19 protein-coding genes are annotated in these 20,778 nt (G+C 33.8%); 9 read left to right on the forward strand and 10 right to left on the reverse strand.

From position 1 onward, the window contains the following. Nucleotides 1–5 precede the first annotated feature (5 nt). Together Q0912_RS00390 and Q0912_RS00395 are read left to right on the forward strand one after the other, a co-directional pair. On the forward strand, nt 6–1,448 hold the full coding sequence (locus Q0912_RS00390) for a RagB/SusD family nutrient uptake outer membrane protein (protein WP_299110745.1): 1,443 nt from the start codon (nt 6–8) through the stop codon (nt 1,446–1,448). Between the two features lie 13 nt (nt 1,449–1,461). Continuing rightward, entirely contained in the window at nt 1,462–2,220 is a 759-nt protein-coding gene (locus tag Q0912_RS00395) for a hypothetical protein (RefSeq protein WP_299110747.1), read from the forward strand. A 61-nt stretch (nt 2,221–2,281) separates the two neighbouring features. On the opposite strand, the gene lspA is transcribed toward Q0912_RS00395, so the two are convergent. From lspA to Q0912_RS00410, 3 genes are read right to left on the reverse strand one after another with little or no spacing between them, the layout of a single operon-like run. After that, on the reverse strand, nt 2,282–2,782 hold the full coding sequence (gene lspA, locus Q0912_RS00400; protein WP_299110749.1) for a signal peptidase II: 501 nt from the start codon (nt 2,780–2,782) through the stop codon (nt 2,282–2,284). Nucleotides 2,783–2,794: 12 nt separating this feature from the next. Then, the gene (gene fabD / locus Q0912_RS00405) at nt 2,795–3,688 is read right to left on the reverse strand and encodes an ACP S-malonyltransferase (RefSeq protein ID WP_299110751.1); all 894 of its coding nucleotides are present in this window, start codon (nt 3,686–3,688) and stop codon (nt 2,795–2,797) included. Between the two features lie 36 nt (nt 3,689–3,724). Beyond that, a complete protein-coding gene (locus tag Q0912_RS00410) occupies nt 3,725–4,657 on the reverse strand; it encodes a dihydrofolate reductase (RefSeq protein ID WP_299110753.1) in 933 nt (310 codons plus the stop codon). Nucleotides 4,658–4,955: 298 nt separating this feature from the next. On the opposite strand from Q0912_RS00410, the gene Q0912_RS00415 reads away from it, so the two are divergent. Next, nucleotides 4,956–5,252: an isoamylase early set domain-containing protein gene (locus Q0912_RS00415; RefSeq protein ID WP_299110755.1), complete on the forward strand. Its 297-nt coding sequence runs from the start codon at nt 4,956–4,958 to the stop codon at nt 5,250–5,252. Nucleotides 5,253–5,328: 76 nt separating this feature from the next. Here the strand turns inward: Q0912_RS00415 and Q0912_RS00420 are convergent, their stop codons facing one another. The 6 genes from Q0912_RS00420 to Q0912_RS00445 form a co-directional block, all read right to left on the reverse strand. Next, nucleotides 5,329–6,153, reverse strand: a complete 825-nt coding sequence (locus Q0912_RS00420; RefSeq protein WP_299110757.1) for a thymidylate synthase — start codon at nt 6,151–6,153, stop codon at nt 5,329–5,331. Between the two features lie 207 nt (nt 6,154–6,360). Beyond that, nucleotides 6,361–8,160: a nucleoside transporter C-terminal domain-containing protein gene (locus tag Q0912_RS00425; RefSeq protein ID WP_299110759.1), complete on the reverse strand. Its 1,800-nt coding sequence runs from the start codon at nt 8,158–8,160 to the stop codon at nt 6,361–6,363. A gap of 16 nt (nt 8,161–8,176) precedes the next feature. Then, nucleotides 8,177–8,791 carry a bifunctional nuclease domain-containing protein gene (locus tag Q0912_RS00430; protein ID WP_299110761.1) on the reverse strand — a complete coding sequence of 205 codons (615 nt, stop codon included), beginning with the start codon at nt 8,789–8,791 and terminating at the stop codon, nt 8,177–8,179. Between the two features lie 154 nt (nt 8,792–8,945). After that, a complete protein-coding gene (locus Q0912_RS00435; RefSeq protein WP_299110763.1) occupies nt 8,946–9,908 on the reverse strand; it encodes an electron transfer flavoprotein subunit alpha/FixB family protein in 963 nt (320 codons plus the stop codon). A 99-nt stretch (nt 9,909–10,007) separates the two neighbouring features. Further along, nucleotides 10,008–10,754, reverse strand: a complete 747-nt coding sequence (locus tag Q0912_RS00440) for an electron transfer flavoprotein subunit beta/FixA family protein (RefSeq protein ID WP_299110765.1) — start codon at nt 10,752–10,754, stop codon at nt 10,008–10,010. Between the two features lie 196 nt (nt 10,755–10,950). Further along, a complete protein-coding gene (locus Q0912_RS00445; RefSeq protein WP_299110767.1) occupies nt 10,951–12,078 on the reverse strand; it encodes a T9SS type A sorting domain-containing protein in 1,128 nt (375 codons plus the stop codon). 119 nt (nt 12,079–12,197) lie between these two features. Between Q0912_RS00445 and Q0912_RS00450 the strand changes: the two genes are divergently transcribed. The 6 genes from Q0912_RS00450 (at nt 12,198) to Q0912_RS00475 (ending at nt 19,386) form a co-directional block, all read left to right on the forward strand. Next, nucleotides 12,198–13,175, forward strand: a complete 978-nt coding sequence (locus Q0912_RS00450; RefSeq protein WP_299110769.1) for a pyruvate dehydrogenase complex E1 component subunit beta — start codon at nt 12,198–12,200, stop codon at nt 13,173–13,175. A 78-nt stretch (nt 13,176–13,253) separates the two neighbouring features. Beyond that, nucleotides 13,254–15,764: a DUF5686 and carboxypeptidase-like regulatory domain-containing protein gene (locus Q0912_RS00455; RefSeq protein ID WP_299110771.1), complete on the forward strand. Its 2,511-nt coding sequence runs from the start codon at nt 13,254–13,256 to the stop codon at nt 15,762–15,764. Nucleotides 15,765–15,838: 74 nt separating this feature from the next. After that, on the forward strand, nt 15,839–17,239 hold the full coding sequence (locus Q0912_RS00460; protein WP_299110774.1) for an arginine decarboxylase: 1,401 nt from the start codon (nt 15,839–15,841) through the stop codon (nt 17,237–17,239). Beyond that, nucleotides 17,229–18,095 (forward strand): agmatinase, encoded by an 867-nt coding sequence (gene speB / locus Q0912_RS00465; RefSeq protein ID WP_299110777.1) that lies wholly within the window; start codon nt 17,229–17,231, stop codon nt 18,093–18,095. Before Q0912_RS00460 ends, speB begins: the two co-directional genes overlap by 11 nt. After that, complete coding sequence (locus tag Q0912_RS00470) at nt 18,092–19,066, forward strand: deoxyhypusine synthase family protein (RefSeq protein WP_299110779.1); 975 nt, start codon at nt 18,092–18,094, stop codon at nt 19,064–19,066. Before speB ends, Q0912_RS00470 begins: the two co-directional genes overlap by 4 nt. Nucleotides 19,067–19,080: 14 nt before the next feature. After that, complete coding sequence (locus Q0912_RS00475) at nt 19,081–19,386, forward strand: hypothetical protein (RefSeq protein WP_299110781.1); 306 nt, start codon at nt 19,081–19,083, stop codon at nt 19,384–19,386. Here Q0912_RS00475 and Q0912_RS00480 read toward each other — a convergent pair. Then, on the reverse strand, nt 19,383–20,753 hold the full coding sequence (locus Q0912_RS00480; protein WP_299110783.1) for a mannosyltransferase: 1,371 nt from the start codon (nt 20,751–20,753) through the stop codon (nt 19,383–19,385). The genes Q0912_RS00475 and Q0912_RS00480 overlap by 4 nt on opposite strands. Between the last annotated feature and the right edge of the window lie 25 nt (nt 20,754–20,778).

The raw sequence follows: 20,778 nt of genomic DNA on the forward strand, positions 1-20,778 counted from the left end.
TGGATATGAAAAATAGATTTAAATTAATTCGACCTTTAGCGTTTTTCTTTACGCTATGTATGGTTGTGTCCTGTAATGAGGATTTTGTTGAAGAGCCTGTAGATACTACAGGTGTAACGGATCAGTTGATATTTTCAACTAGAGCTAATGCCCAAACCTTTGTCAATGGTATATTGTCAAACTATAAGGGGCAGTATGGGTCAGTAGACGCAGGTGGAATTTACGCTATGTATTTTGCAAGAGCGGTAAAGGGTAATGATATTATCCAGGATTTTAATTGGTATACTTTTGATTATGGTCATGAGAATAGAGAGCCAAACTTTAGAAGAACCAATTTTACATGGGATTTCAACTATGAGAATGTCAATTTTGCCAACACCTTAATTGCTGGTGTTAACAATAGTAGCGGATTAAATGCTGAAACAAAGAAAGAATTTGTTGCTAAAGGTAAGTTTTTTAGAGGTTTACACTTGTTTGAGTTAGCCTTAGAATTTGCGCCTAACCTTAATAATGATCCAAGTTTAGAGCGTATACCAATTTATACAGCACCAACATCATTAGCAACGGTTGGTGGTAACCCACCAGTAGCAATGAGTGAGGTATATGCACAGGTTATTCAGGATTTGGAAGATGCTGTAGCAGATTTACCAGATTCTAGAATAGGAAAGAGTTTTTTAAACAAAGCAGTAGCTCAGGCGGTATTAACCCGAGTATATGCAGTTACGCAAAATAACTGGCAACGAGTATCTGAATTGGCAAGTGCAGCCTATGGTGGTAATGCATCACAAGCCGTACAATCTACTAACTGGGGCAATGGCTTCGGTGATATGCAAGATCAGGAATGGTTATGGGGCTTGTTCCAAAATGGCTCTGACGAGACTAACTTTTTCTGGGGACATGCGGCACCAATGATGGATCATTTGACCTTAAGTTATAATGCCAGTTATTTTGATCCTGATTTTGTAGACGAATTTTCTGCAACTGATGTAAGAAATACATTTGTAGATATTTACGGTGTTTCAGCAACGACTCCATGGAGAGAATATGTATCTACCAAATATGCATTTACATTCAGTACTGATATTCCGATTTTAAGAAAATCAGAGATGGTATTATTCGATGCAGAAGCACAGTACCACCTAGGTAATTTACCAGCAGCGAGAAACCTTTTGTTTGCATTACAATCGGCAAGAGATCCTAATGCTACAATGAGTAATAATTCAGGTCAGGCATTACTGAATGAGATTTTATTGGAGAGAAAGAAGGAATTTTACGGCGAGTTTGGACCACAATGGTTTGATGCAAAGCGTTATAACCTTCCTATAAATAGAAACGATATCCATAGAATTTCTATTGATATACCTGCGAATAGTAACCTTTTCTTCTTAAAGATTCCAGAAGATGAGATTGACTTAAATGAGAACTATACAGGATTTGATAACATTTAAAAAAAAGAATATTATGAAAAAAATTTTATTAGGAGCCTTAGTTCTTTCAATGGCCATCTTCACATCTTGTGAAAGTGATATTGATGCAGACGTTCCAAGCGTATCGGATTACAACTTTATAAGTTTTGAGGACGACAATGTGGTTTTCGAATTGAACCAGGATGGTTCTTCGACTCAGACTATTACAGTTTATAATTCAAGAAGATCATCATCAGCGAGAACTTATAATTTACAGGTTTTACCTGCAGGTTTCAGTGCTCTATATGGCACAGACATAAGTTCAGATGCTTATAGTGTACCAGCTTCTGTAACTATTCCAGCAAATGAGCGATCTGCTCAATTTGATGTAACTATTACAGATAATGGTGTAGCAAGTGGTCAACGATTGACTATTGGATTCTCTAATGATACAACAGCTGAGAATCCACACCCAATGAATCTAAATATTACAATTGTGTGCCCTGTGAACGAGCTGATTCTGGATATCAACTTTGATAACTTTGCAGAGGAGACCAGTTGGGAGCTTTATGACCTAACCAGTGGGACAGTTCTTATAGCATCTGGTGATGGTTACGATGATTTAGATGGTGGATCAATTCAGGAACGTATATGTTTAGAGGATGGTGATTATGGATTTGTTATCTATGATGTATATTCCGATGGTATATGCTGTGCTTACGGACAGGGAAGTTATACTTTAACACTTAACGGTGAAGTTATTAAGGAAGGTGGTTCTTTTGGTGCCAATGAGGTTACGCTCTTTACACCTTAAGCTTATATATTTTTACTTTTAAAGTTTTAAGAACGCTACAAACTTAGTTTGTAGCGTTTTTTTATGAGATAGACTTTTCGTTTTTATTATTAAATATACCACTGAAAAGCAACATAATCATTCCAATAGTTACAGAGAGGTCCGCTACATTAAAAATTCCTGTTTTTATAGTCTCAGTAATTTTAATAAAGAAAAAATCGGTGACTTCACCAAAAACTATTCGGTCAAAGACATTAGCTATACCACCGCCAATAATGCAACAAAAAGCGATTAGACTCAGACGATCTAACTCTTTAGTTTTAATGATGTAATATATCACATATAGGAGTACAATGGTAGGTAAAATTAAAAGAAAAATAAGACGGAGAGTAGGATTAATATCGCTCCCCATACCAAGGAAAGCCCCTTTGTTTTCAACCCAAATTAGTTGAAAGTAATCTTTTATCACATCAATTTGACCTCTAGCCCCTTGTATCATATTATTTCTTACTATGACCTTTGTGATTTGATCAATAGCAATATTAAACACTATAAGTAGAGTAATAAAGACATTTCTATTCAAAACTGAGAGGTTTTAGACGTTATTTCCAAATGTTGCTGAAGTCGTTTCTGCTTCTCTGTGTATTTTTTTAACTAAGCCTTGTAAAACCTTACCAGGACCAACTTCGGTAAAATGTGTTGCTCCATCAGCAATCATTTGTTGCACAGATTGTGTCCAACGTACAGGAGCTGTTAACTGAGCAATTAAATTGGCTTTTATTTCGTTTTCATCTGTAACAGCTGAAGCAGTTACATTTTGGTATATTGGGCAGTTAGGTTTATTAAACGTTGTGCTTTCAATAGCTGCAGCTAATTCTTCTCTAGCAGGCTCCATCATTGGCGAATGAAATGCACCACCAACAGGTAAAACTAACGCACGTCTTGCACCTTCTTCTTTGAGTGTCTCACAAGCGTTATTTATCGCATCAATTTCTCCTGAAATAACTAACTGACCTGGGCAGTTATAATTGGCAGCAACCACGACGCCTTCAGTCATGGCACAAACCTTTTCTACAATATCATCATCTAAGCCTAAAACGGCAGCCATAGTACTTGGCTGTAATTCACATGCTTTTTGCATGGTTTGAGCACGTTGAGACACTAATTTTAAACCATCCTCAAATGTTAAACCATCAGCAGTAACCAAAGCAGAAAATTCTCCAAGAGAATGACCAGCAACCATATCAGGTTGAAAATTATCCCCTAAGGTTTTTGCTAAAATCACAGAATGTAAAAAGATAGCGGGTTGTGTCACCTTAGTTTCCTTTAAGTCTTCGGCAGAGCCTTCAAACATAATATCGGTAATAGAAAAGCCTAAAATGTCATTTGCTTTTTCAAATAACTCTTGTGCTAACGGTGAATTTTCATAGAGGTCTAAACCCATTCCTGAGAATTGTGCTCCTTGACCTGGAAATATATATGCGTTCATTTTTATTTTAATTTAGTGCTGCAAAAATAGGAATATTTATCGTCTTTTATATGTTATAAACGAATAGGCATAATTGTGTTTTTCATCAGCATCATGAGTAGTTCTATTAACTTCTTTCCATTTACTAGAATCTATCTCTGGAAAGTGAGTATCTGCACCTTCAAAAGTGGAATGTACTCTTGTAATTTCAAGTTTGTCAGCTAAATGCATAGATAACTTATAGATTTCACCGCCTCCAATAATAAATGGTTGTGTATCTGTTTTTGCGGCATCTATTGCATCTTCGAGATTATTAACTACAATCACTCCGCTTGGTACCTTGTAATCTAATTGTCTTGTGATGACAATATGTATTCGATTGGGAAGTGGTTTTGGGAAGCTTTCAAAGGTTTTTCTTCCCATTATAATATGATGGCCCGAAGTCAATTTTTTAAAGCGTTTTAAATCATTACTCAAATGCCATATAAGATTATTATCCTTACCAATAGCATTATCTTCACCAGCGGCTACAATAATGGTTAGCTCATTAGTGCTTTTTTTTTCTTCAGTTTTAGACTCAGTAAGGGTTTCGTTAAAAGCTTGTGATTGTGCTATTTTCCTTTCTTCTTTTAGAAAACTTTCTTTTAACTTATCTATGCGTTGCTGTTGCTGATTTACTAGTTTTTCGAGCTGTTGTTTCTCCCAGGCTTTACCCATAAATTTATTGGTGATGAATACACTTATAAAGTGATAAACAAATAAAAATAACCAGGCTAAAATGGCATATACAAACCAATTAATACCAACTATGGTAAAATCCTTACCAATACCTAAAACTGTATTGGCTATAATTAAAAATACGGCACCGATTAAAAAAATGACAAAATGAATATATAAACGCTTTTTTTGTCTAATACGTTTTTGAGCATTCTCTATTAATTCTAACTGGTCCTTATCTATAGTGGAAACTTGTTTTTTCTTTCCGAACATAATCATAATTTAATAAGATAAAGATACCTTTTTTTCACTAAAACGTTATCGTGTTTTTTTAATATGAAAAACATGTATTTTTCGAAAACGATATAGTTATAATCAGATAAAAATGCGCCCAAATTTTGTTATCAATACGCTAAAATTCCAATAAGAATATTGCATAGTTTAATAAAAAATAAGTCTAAAATTATCAAATTGATAATTCTTTCATTTCAAGGAAGTTAAATAATATATTGTCTTTTTTTCTTTTATACTTTTGTGCTGTAAAACTAATTTATTTTATAACTCATTTATTATGGCAATTAAAAAGCAGTATTTAAAAAGTAAGCCAGTTTGTAAGGTGACATTTTCTGTTCCTGCAGAGGAGGCAAAATGTGTAGCAGTGGTTGGAAGCTTTAACGAGTGGAATACTGAAGCTACTGAATTAAAAAAATTGAAGAACGGAACTTTTAAAGGTACCGTAGATTTAGAAAGTGATAACTCTTATGAATTTAGATACGTTGTTGACGGAACTTACGTTAATGATGAACAAGCAGATGCTTATGCTTGGAACGACTTTGCATCAGCAGAGAATGGTGTTTTAAATTTGTAATCACTACTACAGAGATTAGAAAAGCGTCCCGAATTCCGAGACGCTTTTTTTATTAATATATGTATTACCTGTTACTTTATACAGCAACCACGCCTTTAATATGTGGATGCGGATTATAATCAACTAAAGTAAAATCTTCAAACTTAAAATCGAAAATATCTCTTACTTGTGGATTTAACATCATTTTTGGTAGTGGTCTTATGTCTCTAGATAATTGTAATTCTAGTTGTTCCATATGATTATTATAGATATGCGCGTCACCAAAGGTATGTATAAAATCTCCTGGTTGGTAACTACAAACCTGTGCCATCATCATGGTGAATAAAGCATAAGATGCAATATTAAAAGGGACACCCAAAAAGATATCTGCACTTCTTTGGTAGAGTTGACAAGACAACTTACCATCAGCTACATAAAATTGAAAAAACGCATGGCATGGAGGTAGAGCAGCTTTACCGTTGGCTACATTTTCAGAGAATGATTTTGACGTATCAGGTAGAACAGATGGATTCCACGCAGATACTAACATTCTTCGACTATTTGGATTGTTTTTTAGGGTTTGGATAACTTCTTTTATTTGATCAATTTCTTCACTAGCCCAGTTACGCCATTGATGGCCATAAACCGGACCTAAGTCACCATTTTCATCAGCCCATTCGTTCCAGATTCGCACACCATTTTCCGTTAAATACTTTGTATTGGTATCACCTTTTAAAAACCATAATAATTCGTGGATAATAGATTTAAGATGTAACTTTTTAGTAGTTACCATCGGGAAACCTTCACTTAAATCGAAACGCATTTGGTAACCAAAAACACTTTTTGTTCCTGTTCCTGTTCTATCTCCTTTTTCGTTTCCGTTCTCTAAAACGTATTTTACTAAATCGTGGTATTGTTTCATGCGCATTTCCTGCAAAAGCAGGAACCTCTTTAAATTAAACTGAAATATTTATTGGAATTGAAATGCTAAATTAAGTTCAGCAAGCCAACAAACGAAAATATAAAAAAGCTTCAAGTCAAGATGATTTGAAGCTGTAAATTATATTAAAAGTTATTAACGATATTCTTTAAAATAGGTGAGCTGTAAATTATCTATGTCAATTCGATATTAGCCAATGATCATACCAGCAATAGTAGCGGAAATCAAAGATGCTATTGTACCACCAATAAGAGCTTTCATGCCAAACTTAGACAATTGTTTGCGTTGTCCTGGCGCTAATGAACCTATACCGCCAATTTGAATTCCGATAGAAGCGAAATTGGCAAAACCACAAAGCATATAAGTTGCCATAATAATCGACTTTTCATAGGTGAGATGTGTAGCATTTGATACGTTTTTTAAATCCGCTAATTGAATATATCCAACAAATTCGCTGGCTGCGAGTTTAATACCTAGTAGCTGTCCCATCATCATCATGTCTTCTTTTGCAACTCCAACTAACCACATTAATGGAGCAAAAACAGTTCCTAAAATAGCCTCAAGTGAAAAGCTTTGATACGGTGTGTTAGCTGCCATCCATGTGTTAAGTGTTGTGACATCGCCAACCCAACCTAAAATACCATTTATCATAGCTATAAAAGCAACAAAAACAAGTAACATCGCGCCTACGTTTACGGCCAATTTTAAACCTTCAGTAGTTCCGTTAGCAATAGCATCTAATAAGTTAGATCCAATTTTTTCTTGAGAAACAGTAACATCCTTATTTATCTCTTTAGTTTGAGGGAATAAGATTTTTGAAATAACAATTGCGCCAGGAGCAGCCATAACTGATGCTGCTAATAAGTGTTTAGCATACACCAATCTTAAAGCAGGATCATCACCACCTAAAAACCCAATATAAGCAGCTAGTACGGCGCCAGCAACAGTAGCCATACCGCCAATCATTACTAACAAAATTTCAGACTTATTCATTTTTTCTAAATAAGCCTTGATTAATAAAGGAGCTTCGGTTTGTCCTAAGAATATATTACCAGCAACACTTAAACTCTCTGCGCCAGAAATTCCAAGAAGTTTTGTTAAAAGCCATCCAAATGCTTTTACGACTTTTTGAATGATACCTAAGTAAAATAAAACTGATGTTAAAGCCGAAAAGAATAAAATAGTTGGTAATACTTGGAAGGCGAAAATGAATCCATAAGAATTGACATCCATAACACCACTAAAAAGAAATTCACTACCAGCTCTAGTGAAATCTAAAATATTTATAAATACTTGTCCAACAGCTTCAAAAGCATTTTTAATAAAATCTACTCTTAGTACACCTATAGCGATTAATAATTGAAATGTTAATCCAATACCGACAGTTCTCCAATTAATTCCTTTACGATTGCTACTAAACAAGAAAGCAATAAATATCAAGGAGATCATACCTAAAGCACCTCTCCAAAAACTTGTAAATGTAAATCCTTCACTAGGAATTATGGTGTCTGTAGTTGCTTTTTGCTGTAAATAACTTTCGTGATTCTCAGAAACATAGGTCAATACATTATTTCCATTTTTTAATTGAAGGGTAGTATTGTCTTGTTTAATAATTTCATAATATACATCAACCGTTGTAGGTACTTTTTGCTTAAATACCAAAAGGTTATTATTCTGAAGCCAAACACCTTTGTTGAAGGTGTTATTTAATGTTGATATATATTCACCGTTTTTATTTAAGTTTAAAAACTCCTTTCCTTTTGTAAAGTCATTTTTAATTAAAATACTATCAGGATAGCTCTCGTATATAATATTCTCAGCAAGCTGCCAGTTATTAATTTTAGGATCTTCAAGATCGCTAATTTGAACAGAGCTTTTTTGTACAGTTTGTACATATAAAGAATCACTTATAGGTTTCTCAAGCTCTTGTGCCGTAATTGATAAAAGTCCAATAAAAATAGCAATAAGGGCTTTAAAAAAACGATTCATAAAAGTGAGTTGTTAATTAACGTTTAGAGATTTCGTCTCGTATTTTAGCCGCTTTTTCATAATCTTCATTATTTACGGCTTCTTCTAAGAGGCTGTGAAGTTCTTCTAGAGACTTTTCGCTGTAACCTTCTTGTTCAATAGCTGCAGTTTCGATTTCTTCAGCAATAAGGTCATCAACAAGTATACTATCTTGCTCTTCATCCTCTTTTTTGGGATTGACTTTTAGGTAGATACCTGCTTTATCTAAAATATTTTTATAAGTAAATATTGGAGCTTGAAAACGCAAAGCCAGAGCAATAGCATCACTAGTTCTGGCATCTATAATTTCTTCAATCTTATCGCGCTCGCAAATTAAACTCGAGTAAAACACGCCATCTACTAATTTATGAATAATCACTTGCTTCACAATAATATCAAACCGATCTGCGAAATTTTTAAATAAATCGTGAGTTAATGGACGAGGAGGACGAATTTCTTTTTCTAAAGCGATAGCAATAGACTGTGCTTCAAAAGCACCAATAACGATAGGTAGTTTTCTATCACCATCAACTTCATTGAGAATTAAGGCATATGCGCCATTTTGGGTCTGGCTATATGAAATACCCTTGATATTTAAACGAACTAAGCTCATAAATTATAAAACACAAAGAACTGTTTAAATTTGGACTTTACCAACTGCAAAAAGCAGATTTGGATATTTTTCTCAATACTTTCGATAAAACGTTAGCTATGTAATTGAGAATTCTAAATTTAAACAGCCCTTTATCTATTACAAGGTAATAAAATTATGCGTTTTGTGCTTTAAAAGCCTTTAATTTTTCTATGAGCTTTGGCACGACTTCAAAAGCATCACCAACAACTCCATAGTCTGCGGCTTTAAAGAAAGGTGCTTCAGGGTCTGTATTAATGACAACTTTCACTTTTGATGAGTTAATACCTGCCAAATGCTGAATAGCACCTGATATTCCTATCGCGATGTATAGATTAGAAGCTACTGGTTTTCCAGTTTGCCCAACGTGTTCGCTATGAGGTCTCCACCCTAAATCTGATACAGGCTTAGAGCACGCAGTAGCTGCTCCTAGAACTTCAGCAAGCTCCTCTACCATTCCCCAATTTTCTGGACCCTTTAATCCTCTTCCGCCAGATACAACAGTTTCTGCATCTGCGATACTTACTTTATCAGTAGCCTTATCAACGGATTCTACACTTACACCAGAATCTGGTATTGAAGGTGAGAAATCTTCAACCGTAGCACTACCTCCAGATTCAACCAATCCAAATGAATTATTTGATAATCCAACAATTTTTGCATCAGTAGTTATTTCTGTATTAGCAAATGCTTTATTTGTAAAGGCAGTACGTTTAACAGTAAAAGGCGATACATTTGATGGTACTGCAACAACATTGGATACATAACCTGCATCTAAACCAACTGATAATAGTGGCGCTAAGTATTTGCTGTCTGCACTAGAGCTAAGTACCACAACTTTGGCACCATCTTGCTTTGAAGCTTCAGCGATAGCAGCAGCATATTTTTTTGCATTGAATTTGTCTAATGCATCACTTTTAATTGAAAGCACTTTAGAAGCTCCGTAATTACCTAAGCTTTCAGTATTATCAGCATTTACAGCGACTGCAGTAACTGAGGTTCCCATTTGGTCAGCAATTGCTTTTGCGTAAGACACAACTTCTAAGGCTGCTTTTTTAAATTTTCCGTTTTCGGATTCTGTATATACTAAAATGGACATATTTGTTTGTTTTGTCATCCTGAACATGGTTCAGGGTATCATTAATCATTTCTTTAATTTCATAAGATTCCGAAACAAGTTCGGAATAATTTAGTTACACTAAATCACTTTAGCTTCGTTATGAAGTAAGTTTACTAATTCATCTATATTTTCTGCATCCACTAATTTCACAGCACCTTTAGGAGCTGGTTTTTCAAAGCTCACGGCTTTGGTTTCAGCACTAATACTAGTTGGTTCAACAACATTTAAGGGCTTTTTTCTTGCCATCATGATTCCTCTCATGTTAGGTATGCGTAAATCACTTTCTTCAACTAATCCTTTTTGACCACCAATAACTAGCGGTAAAAATGTACTTACCGTTTCTTTTCCTCCATCAATTTCTCTTACGGCTTTTACATTTGTACCATCTACTTCTATGCTAATACAATTAGCAACAAAGTTCGCTTCTGTCATAGCAGCTAGCATACCAGGTACCATTCCGCCATTGTAGTCAATAGACTCTCTGCCAGCAATTACCAAATCGTAACCACCATCTTTAACTACGCTTGCTAAGTGTTTAGCTACTGCAAACCCATCAGTGGCCTCAGTATTCACTCTAATAGCAGAGTCTGCGCCAATTGCTAAAGCCTTTCTTAACGTAGGTTCTGTTTCTGCTCCGCCAACATTTACAACATCTACACTTGCTCCTTGCTTTTCCTTAAACCACATAGCACGTGTTAACCCAAATTCGTCATTTGGATTAATTACAAATTGTACACCATTAGTATCAAATTTGGTGTCCCCATCTGTAAAGTTAATCTTTGATGTTGTATCAGGTACATGGCTAATACACACTAAAATCTTCATAATTTTATCTAGTTTTTGTTAAATAAAACCACTATAACGTTTTCGTTAAAAGTGGTTGATAATCTTAATTTTTTAGAATTTAAGAGCGCTTTTTTGCTCTAAAATATGCGGTAGCGAAGATAATTATTTTATTTCGAATATTTACTATGCGCGCATAGTAAATATTCTTAAAATCTTTAAATAGTATTTATGTAGATTAATCTAAAAGATACTTAAAAACTTTGTATTTATTATTATCACTAGATAGTTTGATAAAGTAAAGCCCAGTTTCAAGACTCGATATATCTAAACTATTGTTTTCAAATTTGTCTGTAATCAATACAGATTGACCTAAGGTGTTAATAATCTCAACAGAAAGGTTTTGATTAGATAAATTAGAAATTAGCAGATAAGGATTGCCAGTAATTTGATAGGGCTTCATTTTATCGAAATTTTCTTCGTCAATGGAAAGATTTGCTTTGGAAAACTCAACTATATGTTCGCCAAAGAAAACATGAGATCTGGAGAATTGTACTGTTTCTGCTACAGAATTAACTGTAAACAAAATATTGTCGTAAGCATAATCATAAGGAGAGCATGCTATATTTAATAAATCAAACACAGTAGCTTCTATATTATGGCAAGGTTCAGAAAAATCAGTTTCGGTTGCTACTTGTGGATAGGATTCCCAAAGTTGTAACATGTTTTCAGGATTAACATAGCCACTAGGATTACCACCTCTTAAACCAATTGAGAAATAATTTCCACATGATGTTGTTTCATTTGTCTCCATATACAAGATGTCTTCAGTGGAATTATAATTAAAGTCAACTTTAAAATTAAAATTTTCAGGAACATCATACAGAGGACAATTTCCGCATTGATCTGCGTCAGAAGTAGTTCTATATTTAGTAACAACAAAAGTGTTGTCGTGAAGTAATTGAATAAGATTAGTGCCAATTGGTATTGCCAGAGGTATCTCAGTTTCGGGATGCCCTTGAACAAATATGGTCATTGTGGTTGTGGGAACTTGTGTAATAACAGATTCAATTATGTCTTTTGAATTAGTGACTATGTTATAGTATTTTTGTAATTCTTCAGAACCAGTTGGATAGGTTTGGTTAAAATCGTAAATCTCATAATCTGCAAATATGTCTGTTATGTATTGCTGAGAGAAATTCAAATTAACTGTCCCGTCATTATTAGAGGTTACAGTTGGTACATCTGAAGTGTTTTCTATTTTTAATTCAAAACGTTGTAAGGAGCAAAGTAAGGTTTCTTGGCCATATGTAACACAAAAACATAATGGAAAAAAAAGGGTTAAGATGTAATTTTTATAAATCACTATGTTTCATTATATAGTAGTTAATAAAGTTAGCATATTTTTCTATATTTTCGATCCAAAATAAATATAGATTTCTTTTTAAGAATTCTTATTTTTGCTATTCGTTTAAAAACAAGATAATGAGAACAATTCAATTTAGAGAGGCGATTGCTGAAGCTATGAGTGAAGAAATGCGTAGAGATGAAAGCATTTATCTTATGGGTGAAGAAGTTGCAGAATATAATGGAGCATATAAGGCATCAAAAGGTATGTTAGATGAGTTTGGTGCAAAACGTGTTATTGACACACCTATTGCAGAGCTTGGTTTTGCAGGTATTGCAATTGGTTCTACAATGACAGGTAATCGCCCTATTGTAGAATATATGACCTTTAATTTCTCTTTAGTTGGGATTGATCAAATTATTAATAATGCGGCTAAGATTAGACAAATGTCTGGTGGGCAATTTAAATGTCCAATAGTGTTTAGAGGACCAACAGCTTCGGCAGGACAGTTAGCAGCAACCCATTCACAAGCTTTTGAAAGTTGGTTTGCCAACACTCCAGGACTTAAAGTTATAGTGCCTTCAAACCCTTATGATGCAAAAGGATTATTGAAATCTGCAATTAGAGATGATGACCCAGTAATTTTTATGGAGAGTGAGCAGATGTATGGTGATAAAGGAGAAGTGCCAGAAGGTGAGTATGTATTACCTATTGGTGTGGCTGACATTAAGCGGACAGGAACTGATGTTACAATCGTATCATTTGGAAAAATTATTAAAGAAGCCTATAAAGCGGCAGATATATTAGAAAAAGAAGGGATTTCTTGTGAGATTATAGATTTACGAACTGTACGCCCAATGGATCGAAATGCGATTTTAGAATCCGTTAAGAAAACAAATCGATTAGTGGTTTTAGAAGAAGCATGGCCTTTTGGAAATGTAGCAACAGAAATCACTTATTTAGTTCAATCTGAAGCTTTTGATTATTTAGACGCTCCAGTGGTTAAAATAAATACTGCAGATACTCCAGCTCCTTATTCACCTGTTTTATTAGAAGAGTGGTTGCCAAACAGTAATGACGTGGTAAATGCTGTGAAAAAAGTTATGTACAAATAAATCGCATTTTTTTGCGTTATACAGACTTCATCAAGTAAAGTGTAAGTTTTGCACGATAGTTGATGAAGTTTTTTTAATATGAACAAGAAACTACTTACACTTATAGTATTATTCGTATGTATGGTTGGCTACTCCCAAACTAAAGTCAGCGGTTATATATACGACGAGAATAAAGAACCTGTTCCTTTTGCCAATGTTTTGTTTAAGGGGTCTACGGAGGGTACAATTACTAACGAAGATGGTAAGTTTTACCTGGAGTCTGATGAAACCTGGGACACATTGATAGTTTCTTTTTTAGGCTATGAAGTCTTAGAGATCCCCTTAACTAAAAAGGTGAATTACGATTTAAAGTTTACGCTAAAAGAGGAGGCTTCTACGCTTGGTGAAGTTGTTATCATTACTGGTAAGCAATCTAAAAAGGCTTCAGAAAATCCCGCCATACGTATTCTTAAAAAGATATGGGAACGTAAACGAAAAAACGGCTTAAAACAGTTTAAACAGTACCAATACGATCAGTACGAAAAGGTAGAGTTTGATCTCAACACTATAGACAGTGCACTGATTAAAAGCAAACTTTTTAAAGGTATGGAATTTGTTTTTGAAGAGGTTGACACTTCTTCCGTAACAGGAAAAACATACCTACCTATATTCTTAAACGAATCTGTAAAAAAGGTTTATGGTGATAATGTTATCAATGAAAAACGCGAGGATTTAATTGGAAATAAAAATTCGGGCTTTAATAACAATCAGGTGATTATCGATTTTATTGATGATTTATATTCAGACTATGATGTCTATGATAATTATTTGAAATTTTTTGATAAGAGTTTTGTAAGTCCATTAAGCCGAACAGGAATTCAGACGTATAACTACGTATTATCTGATAGTGCCTATATAGATAACAAATGGTGTTACAACATTATATATTATCCAAGACGAAAAAACGAACTAACCTTTAAAGGTGATTTTTGGGTAGCAGATACAACATACGCGATTAAGGATATTAATATGCAAGCGTCTAAAAGCGCAAATATAAATTGGGTAAAAGAAATTTATATAGAACAAGAGTTTGAAGTATTAAACGACTCTGTATTTTTAATAAAACGTGATTATTTCTTATCTGATTTTGCATTGAATAAAAAGGAAAAATCTCGAGGTGTTTACGGAAAGCGTACCACACTTTATGATAATTATACATTTGATCAACCAAAAGATAAAAAATTCTACGATAAGGTTGTCTATAACTATGATGCAGATGTTTACAATAGAGAAGATGGCTTTTGGGAAAAGAACAGGCTTGAAGCATTAAATAAAGATGAAAAAGGGGTTTATAAAATGTTAGACACCTTAAAAACTGTAAAAAAGTTTAAGCGTCTTTATAATTTAGGAAGTATCCTTGCATCAGGATATATTGAATTCCCTAGTATTAATTTTGATTATGGACCTATTTTTTCAACCTTTGGTTTTAATGAAGTTGAAGGCTTGCGATTAAGAACTGGAGGGAGAACTTATTTTGGGCCAAATGATTTATGGAGGCTCGAAGGGTTTCTTGCCTATGGCTTTAGGGACGATAAGTTTAAGTACGGAATTTCTGGAAAATGGTTACTAGACAAACGGAGTCGGTTTACAATTTTTGGCGGGCAACGCCGGGATGTAGAACAAATAGGAGCCAGTTTAACGAGTTCTACAGATGTTCTGGGTAGAAGTTTAGCATCATCTGCTGTTGTGGGAACCGGAGCTAATGACAGACTTACAAATATTAGCTTAACAAATTTCGGAATGTCTATTGAACCTTTGCGAAATTTTGAAATCCGATTAGACGGGAGTTTTAGGCAACTTAAATCAGCCTCACCAACTTTTAGTTTAGATTTTAACGACCCAGAATCTTCAACAGGTATATCTTCTGAAGTTGATCAATTTGAAAGTAGATTGTCTTTAGCCTATTTTCCTAAACGTGAAATGACTGGTTTTGGAGTAGAACGAAAAAATAAAAATGATGATTTTGCCACACTTTTTGCTCAAGTAAGCAGAGGTGATCGCAACTGGTTTGATAGTGATTTTGATTATACTAAAGTACAATTCTCTTATATACAGCCATGGCAAGTCGGTGGTTTTGGTAGGTTAACTACATCTATCGAAGCTGGTAAAACCTTTGGAGAAGTGCCATTGGCATTACTAAGTGTAGTACCAGGTAACCAAACATATTTTTCAATTTACAACACCTTTTCTCAACTTGATTTTTATGAGTTTGTAACAGATACCTATACGTCGATGCATATTGAGCATAATTTTAATGGTCGTTTATTCTCTCGTATTCCATTTTTAAAGAAATACAACCTAAGAGCCATTGCGAGTATTAGAGGTGTTTGGGGAGAACTGTCAGATAATAATATAGCTTTAAGTACAACTGGGAACCCTGTTGAATTTCCTTTAGTTGCACCAGATTCTAGAGTCTATTATGAATATAGTATAGGTGTAGCCAATATCTTTAAAGTACTGCGTATAGACTTTAACTTTAGAGGTAACTATCTTGATAATCCTGATGCCAGAAGATTTGGTGTTACTGGTAGTTTTGGGTTTTACTTTTAGAAATTTGATTTAAAAATTTCTAATATACTACGCATTTATTTTAGTATTTTACACTTTTATATTTAATCATTTCAATGACTACTAAATATATAGATTTAGTTAAGCAAACTTTCGATTTTCCTCAATCTGAATTTAAGCTAGAAGACAAAACATTGCAGTTTCATACTATTGATTTAATGCAGTTAGTAATGCAATACGGTACACCATTAAAGTTTACCTATTTACCTCAAATATCTAATAATATACAACGTGCTAAAATCTGGTTTTCAAAAGCATTAAAAAAACACAATTATAAAGGCGAATATCATTACTCATATTGTACAAAGAGTTCACATTTTAAACATGTCTTAGACGAGGCTTTATCTAATACTATTCACATTGAAACGTCTTCAGCTTACGATATCGATATTGTAAGATTATTAAAAAAAGAAGGTAAAATCTCTAATGATACATACATATTAAGTAATGGTTTTAAACGCGAACAATACATTACTAATATTGCAGACCTCATTAATAAAGGCCATTATAATTGTGTTCCAATTATAGATAATTTTGAAGAAATTGGCTTACTTTCAAATGAAATTAAAGGGAGGTATAAAGTCGGAATAAGAATAGCTGCAGAAGAAGAACCAAAGTCAGAGTTTTATACTTCAAGACTTGGTGTGGGTTATAAAAACATTGTGCCCTTTTATAAAAATAAAATTCTAAACTCTGAAAAAGTAGAATTAAAAATGCTTCACTTTTTCATTAGTACTGGTATAAGAGATGATGCACATTATTGGAGCGAACTTATAAAATGTCTCAATATCTATACGGAGCTTAAAGCCATTTGCCCAGAGTTAGATAGTCTTAATATCGGAGGTGGATTTCCTATAAAAAATTCTCTAAATTTTGATTTTGACTATCAATACATGGTTAATGAAATTGTAAGGCAGATTCAAAAATCTTGTTACGAAGCTAATGTTGAAACCCCCGATATTTTTACAGAATTTGGTAGTTTTACCGTTGGCGAAAGCGGTGGTTCTATATATAAAGTACTACATCAAAAACAGCAAAATGACCGCGAAAAGTGGAATATGATAAACTCATCTTTCATAACAACATTACCAGATACTTGGGCAATCAATAAACGTTTTATAATGTTGCCAATAAATCGATGGAGCCAACCTTATGAACAAGTTTTATTAGGAGGTTTAACATGCGATAGCGAAGATTATTACAATAGTGAGAAGCATGTAAATGCTATTTATTTACCAAAGTTTGATAAAGAGGATTCATTATATGTTGGGTTTTTTAATACTGGTGCCTATCAGGAAACAATCGGAGGGTTTGGTGGGCTTCAACATTGTTTAATTCCGTCTCCAAAGCATATATTAATTAAGCGAGACGATAAAGGTAACTTAACGACAGAAGTTTTTAAGACCGCACAAAAAAGTGAAGATTTGTTAAACATACTAGGATATAATGAAGACTAATACTTATGCAGGTATACCTGAAGAATTTTCAAAATTAGAAACTTCTGAGATTGTTTTAATCCCTGTGCCTTATGATGGTACAAGTACTTGGCAAAAAGGCGCGGATAAAGGACCAAATGCATTTTTAGAAGCTTCAGAAAATATGGAGCTTTACGATATCGAAACGGATTCAGAAGTATATAAACAGGGGCTTTATTTAGCTGATACTATAACGGAAAATAGTTCACCCGAAGCTATGGTAGAAGCTGTGCATCAAGCGACTAAAAAATACATCAAGGAAAATAAGTTTGTTACTGTGTTTGGTGGTGAACATTCTATTTCTATCGGAACGATTAGAGCTTTTAATGAGATGTTTCAAGACTTAACAGTACTACAAATAGACGCACATGCCGATTTGCGTGAAAGCTACCAAGACTCTAAATATAACCATGCATGTGCAGTTTACGAAGCCAGTCAAACGACAAATCTTATTCAAGTTGGAATTCGCTCTATGGATGTTACAGAAAAAAACGTTATAAACGAAGAGCAGACTTACTTTGCTCATCAAATGGTAATGGATGACAACTGGAAGGATTCAGCCATTAACCAGATGACAGATAATGTATTTATCACTTTCGATTTAGATGCACTAGATCCATCAATTATGCCAAGTACTGGTACACCAGAACCAGGTGGTTTATTATGGTATGACACTTTGGCGTTTTTAAAACAGGTATTTGAAGCAAAACATGTAGTAGGATTTGATATTGTAGAATTGTGTCCAAATGCTATGGATAAATCGTCCGATTTTTTGGCCGCGAAGTTGTATTACAAGATGTTGAGTTATAAATTTATAGATAAAAAAACTAAATTATGACCGAAAAAGGCCAAATTTCAGATTTTTTAGAGACCTATTATCTCCATTTTAATGCAGCAACGTTAGTTGATGCTGCAAAGGCCTATGAAGACCAATTGAACAATGGATCTAAGATGTTAGTGTCTTTAGCTGGAGCAATGAGTACTGCAGAATTAGGAAAGATTTTTGCAGAAATGATTCGCAAAGATAAAGTACATATTATATCAACTACTGGTGCAAACTTAGAAGAAGACATTATGAATTTGGTAGCACATAGTCATTATAAACGTGTGCCAAATTATAGGGATTTAACACCTCAAGACGAATGGAATTTGTTAGAAAAAGGTTTAAACCGTGTTACGGACACTTGTATTCCTGAAGAGGAAGCTTTTCGAAGAATACAAGGTCATATGTTAAAGTTATGGAAAGCTGCTGAAGCTAAAGGTGAGCGTTACTTGCCACATGAGTATATGTATAAGTTATTATTGTCTGGTGTTTTAGAAAAGTATTACGAAATAGATATAAAAGACTCGTGGATGTATGCAGCAGCAGAAAAGAATTTACCTATAGTATGCCCAGGTTGGGAAGATAGTACTATGGGCAATATTTTTGCGAGCTATGTACTTAAGGAAGAGTTAAAAGTGAATACTATAAAATCTGGTATTGAATATATGACTTTTTTAGCAGATTGGTATACCAATAACGCTAAAGATAAAATAGGCTTTTTTCAAATAGGTGGTGGTATTGCTGGCGATTTTCCTATATGTGTAGTGCCCATGTTATCCCAGGATATGGGTCGTGCTGATACACCATTTTGGAGTTATTTTTGCCAGATCAGTGATAGTACAACGAGCTACGGATCGTATTCTGGTGCTGTGCCAAACGAAAAGATAACTTGGGGAAAGTTAGATGTAAATACACCAAAATTTATTATAGAAAGTGATGCAACTATTGTAGTTCCACTAATTTTTGCGTATCTTTTAAACATGTAAATCTACCTAACAAGATGAACAGAAAAGACCAACACTTAAAACGTGTCATAGTTGACTTTAAGAAATTGACACCAGAAATTTTAGCGCTATTGGTTGAACGTTATCCTGATGGATATGATGATATTCATATTATTACCTTTAAGAATGCTAAAGACGAATTAATAGAAGCCGTTGAGGTTACTACAGAGGATACTAAGTATTTAGTAAAGGTGAGTACTAAACTGGTAGCAACTATGGCAAACTATGACAAAGATGATTATGAAGACTTTGACGCCGATGATGAAAATGCAGTTCAGCCACCTGAAGATTTTGACGCTTAGATTTTAATTCGTTTTTTTAGAGCAACTTCCCAAATAAAAGCAGAAAATACAATAAGGTATTCTAATCCGATAATCCATAAATTCTCTGATTTATCAGAAGTGCCTATGGCTAAATAGGATAGATAACTTAAAATCATTACTAAGCTCCAAATCAATGGGAATCTATAGTTAGTAAATATGCAAAGTACAACTAAAGTTGCAATATACCAAGGATGAACGGTTGTGCTTAAAAAGAGATATAGGCTAAATACTAATAGTAAAGATGTTGTCAATTTAGGAATTGAATCACTACGTTTTAAAAAGGAAAATCCTAAAATAATCAGCACTGAAGTAATTGGTAAGATTTTGGTTATAATGGCTATCTCATTATAACCAGTAATGGAGTAACCAATCGCTCGAGCAATATAATATACACTAGCATTAAATTCAAAATTACCAAACCAGAGCCCAACAGTTTTAGAATAATTATTGATAAATTCCATTGAAAAGAATGGCAAGAAAAATAGTAATATGGTTACCCCAATAATAAGATAAAAGTATGTTAGTTTTTTTAAGCCATTAATAAGGTTATTGTTCTTAACAAACCACCAAAAAAACAAAGGTAAAAACATTAATGGAATTAGTTTTACTGAGATAGAGCAAGCCCAAAGAATTGCAGCCCATTTCCATTTGCCAGAGTGTAATAAATACAAACTCCACACTAAGAAGAAAATCATCACTCCTTCAAAATGAAGATTTCCTGTTAATTCAATAATGATAAATGGATTTAAGACATACCAGAAGATCCTAGTTGATGGTAATTTTAAGCGTTCTAAAAGCTTCTTTCCAAAATATAATGTGCCAATATCTGCAAATATGATTAAGATGCGCATTACTATTACAGAACCCAAAATACTATTACCAGTAAATAAACTAGCTATAAAAAAGCATAGCTGATTTATTGGAGGATAATTTGTAAAATGCATAGAGCTGAGTTCACCCATGCCATTATATAAGTCTTGTGCTTGTGCCACTGGGAATTTATTGTTCTGAATAAATGAATCAGGAGTGTGGAGATAAGGGTTAAATCCTTCAAATATCATACGACCATCCCAAATAAAGCGATAAAAATCTTGGGACAAATTCGGAATAGCAAATAAAAATAAAAGCCTAAAGAGAATAGCGGAAATCACTAAAAGTCTAAAATAGAAACCAGTAGTCTTAATAATTTGAAACGCTAGTACAAATAGTGCTGTATAAAGCAACATGAGTTTCGTTATATCTGTTCTTGCCAAATTATAAGCAAAAGTGAGGTATAAGATGGAACTTATTAAAACAAAGAGAAGTGTAGTTTTTTTGTACTTAAATAGGTTGACTAGTCCAAGCATAAGATCAAAGATAGAATCTTTATAT

The organism is uncultured Winogradskyella sp. (assembly GCF_947498345.1).
GTDB lineage: Bacteria > Bacteroidota > Bacteroidia > Flavobacteriales > Flavobacteriaceae > Winogradskyella.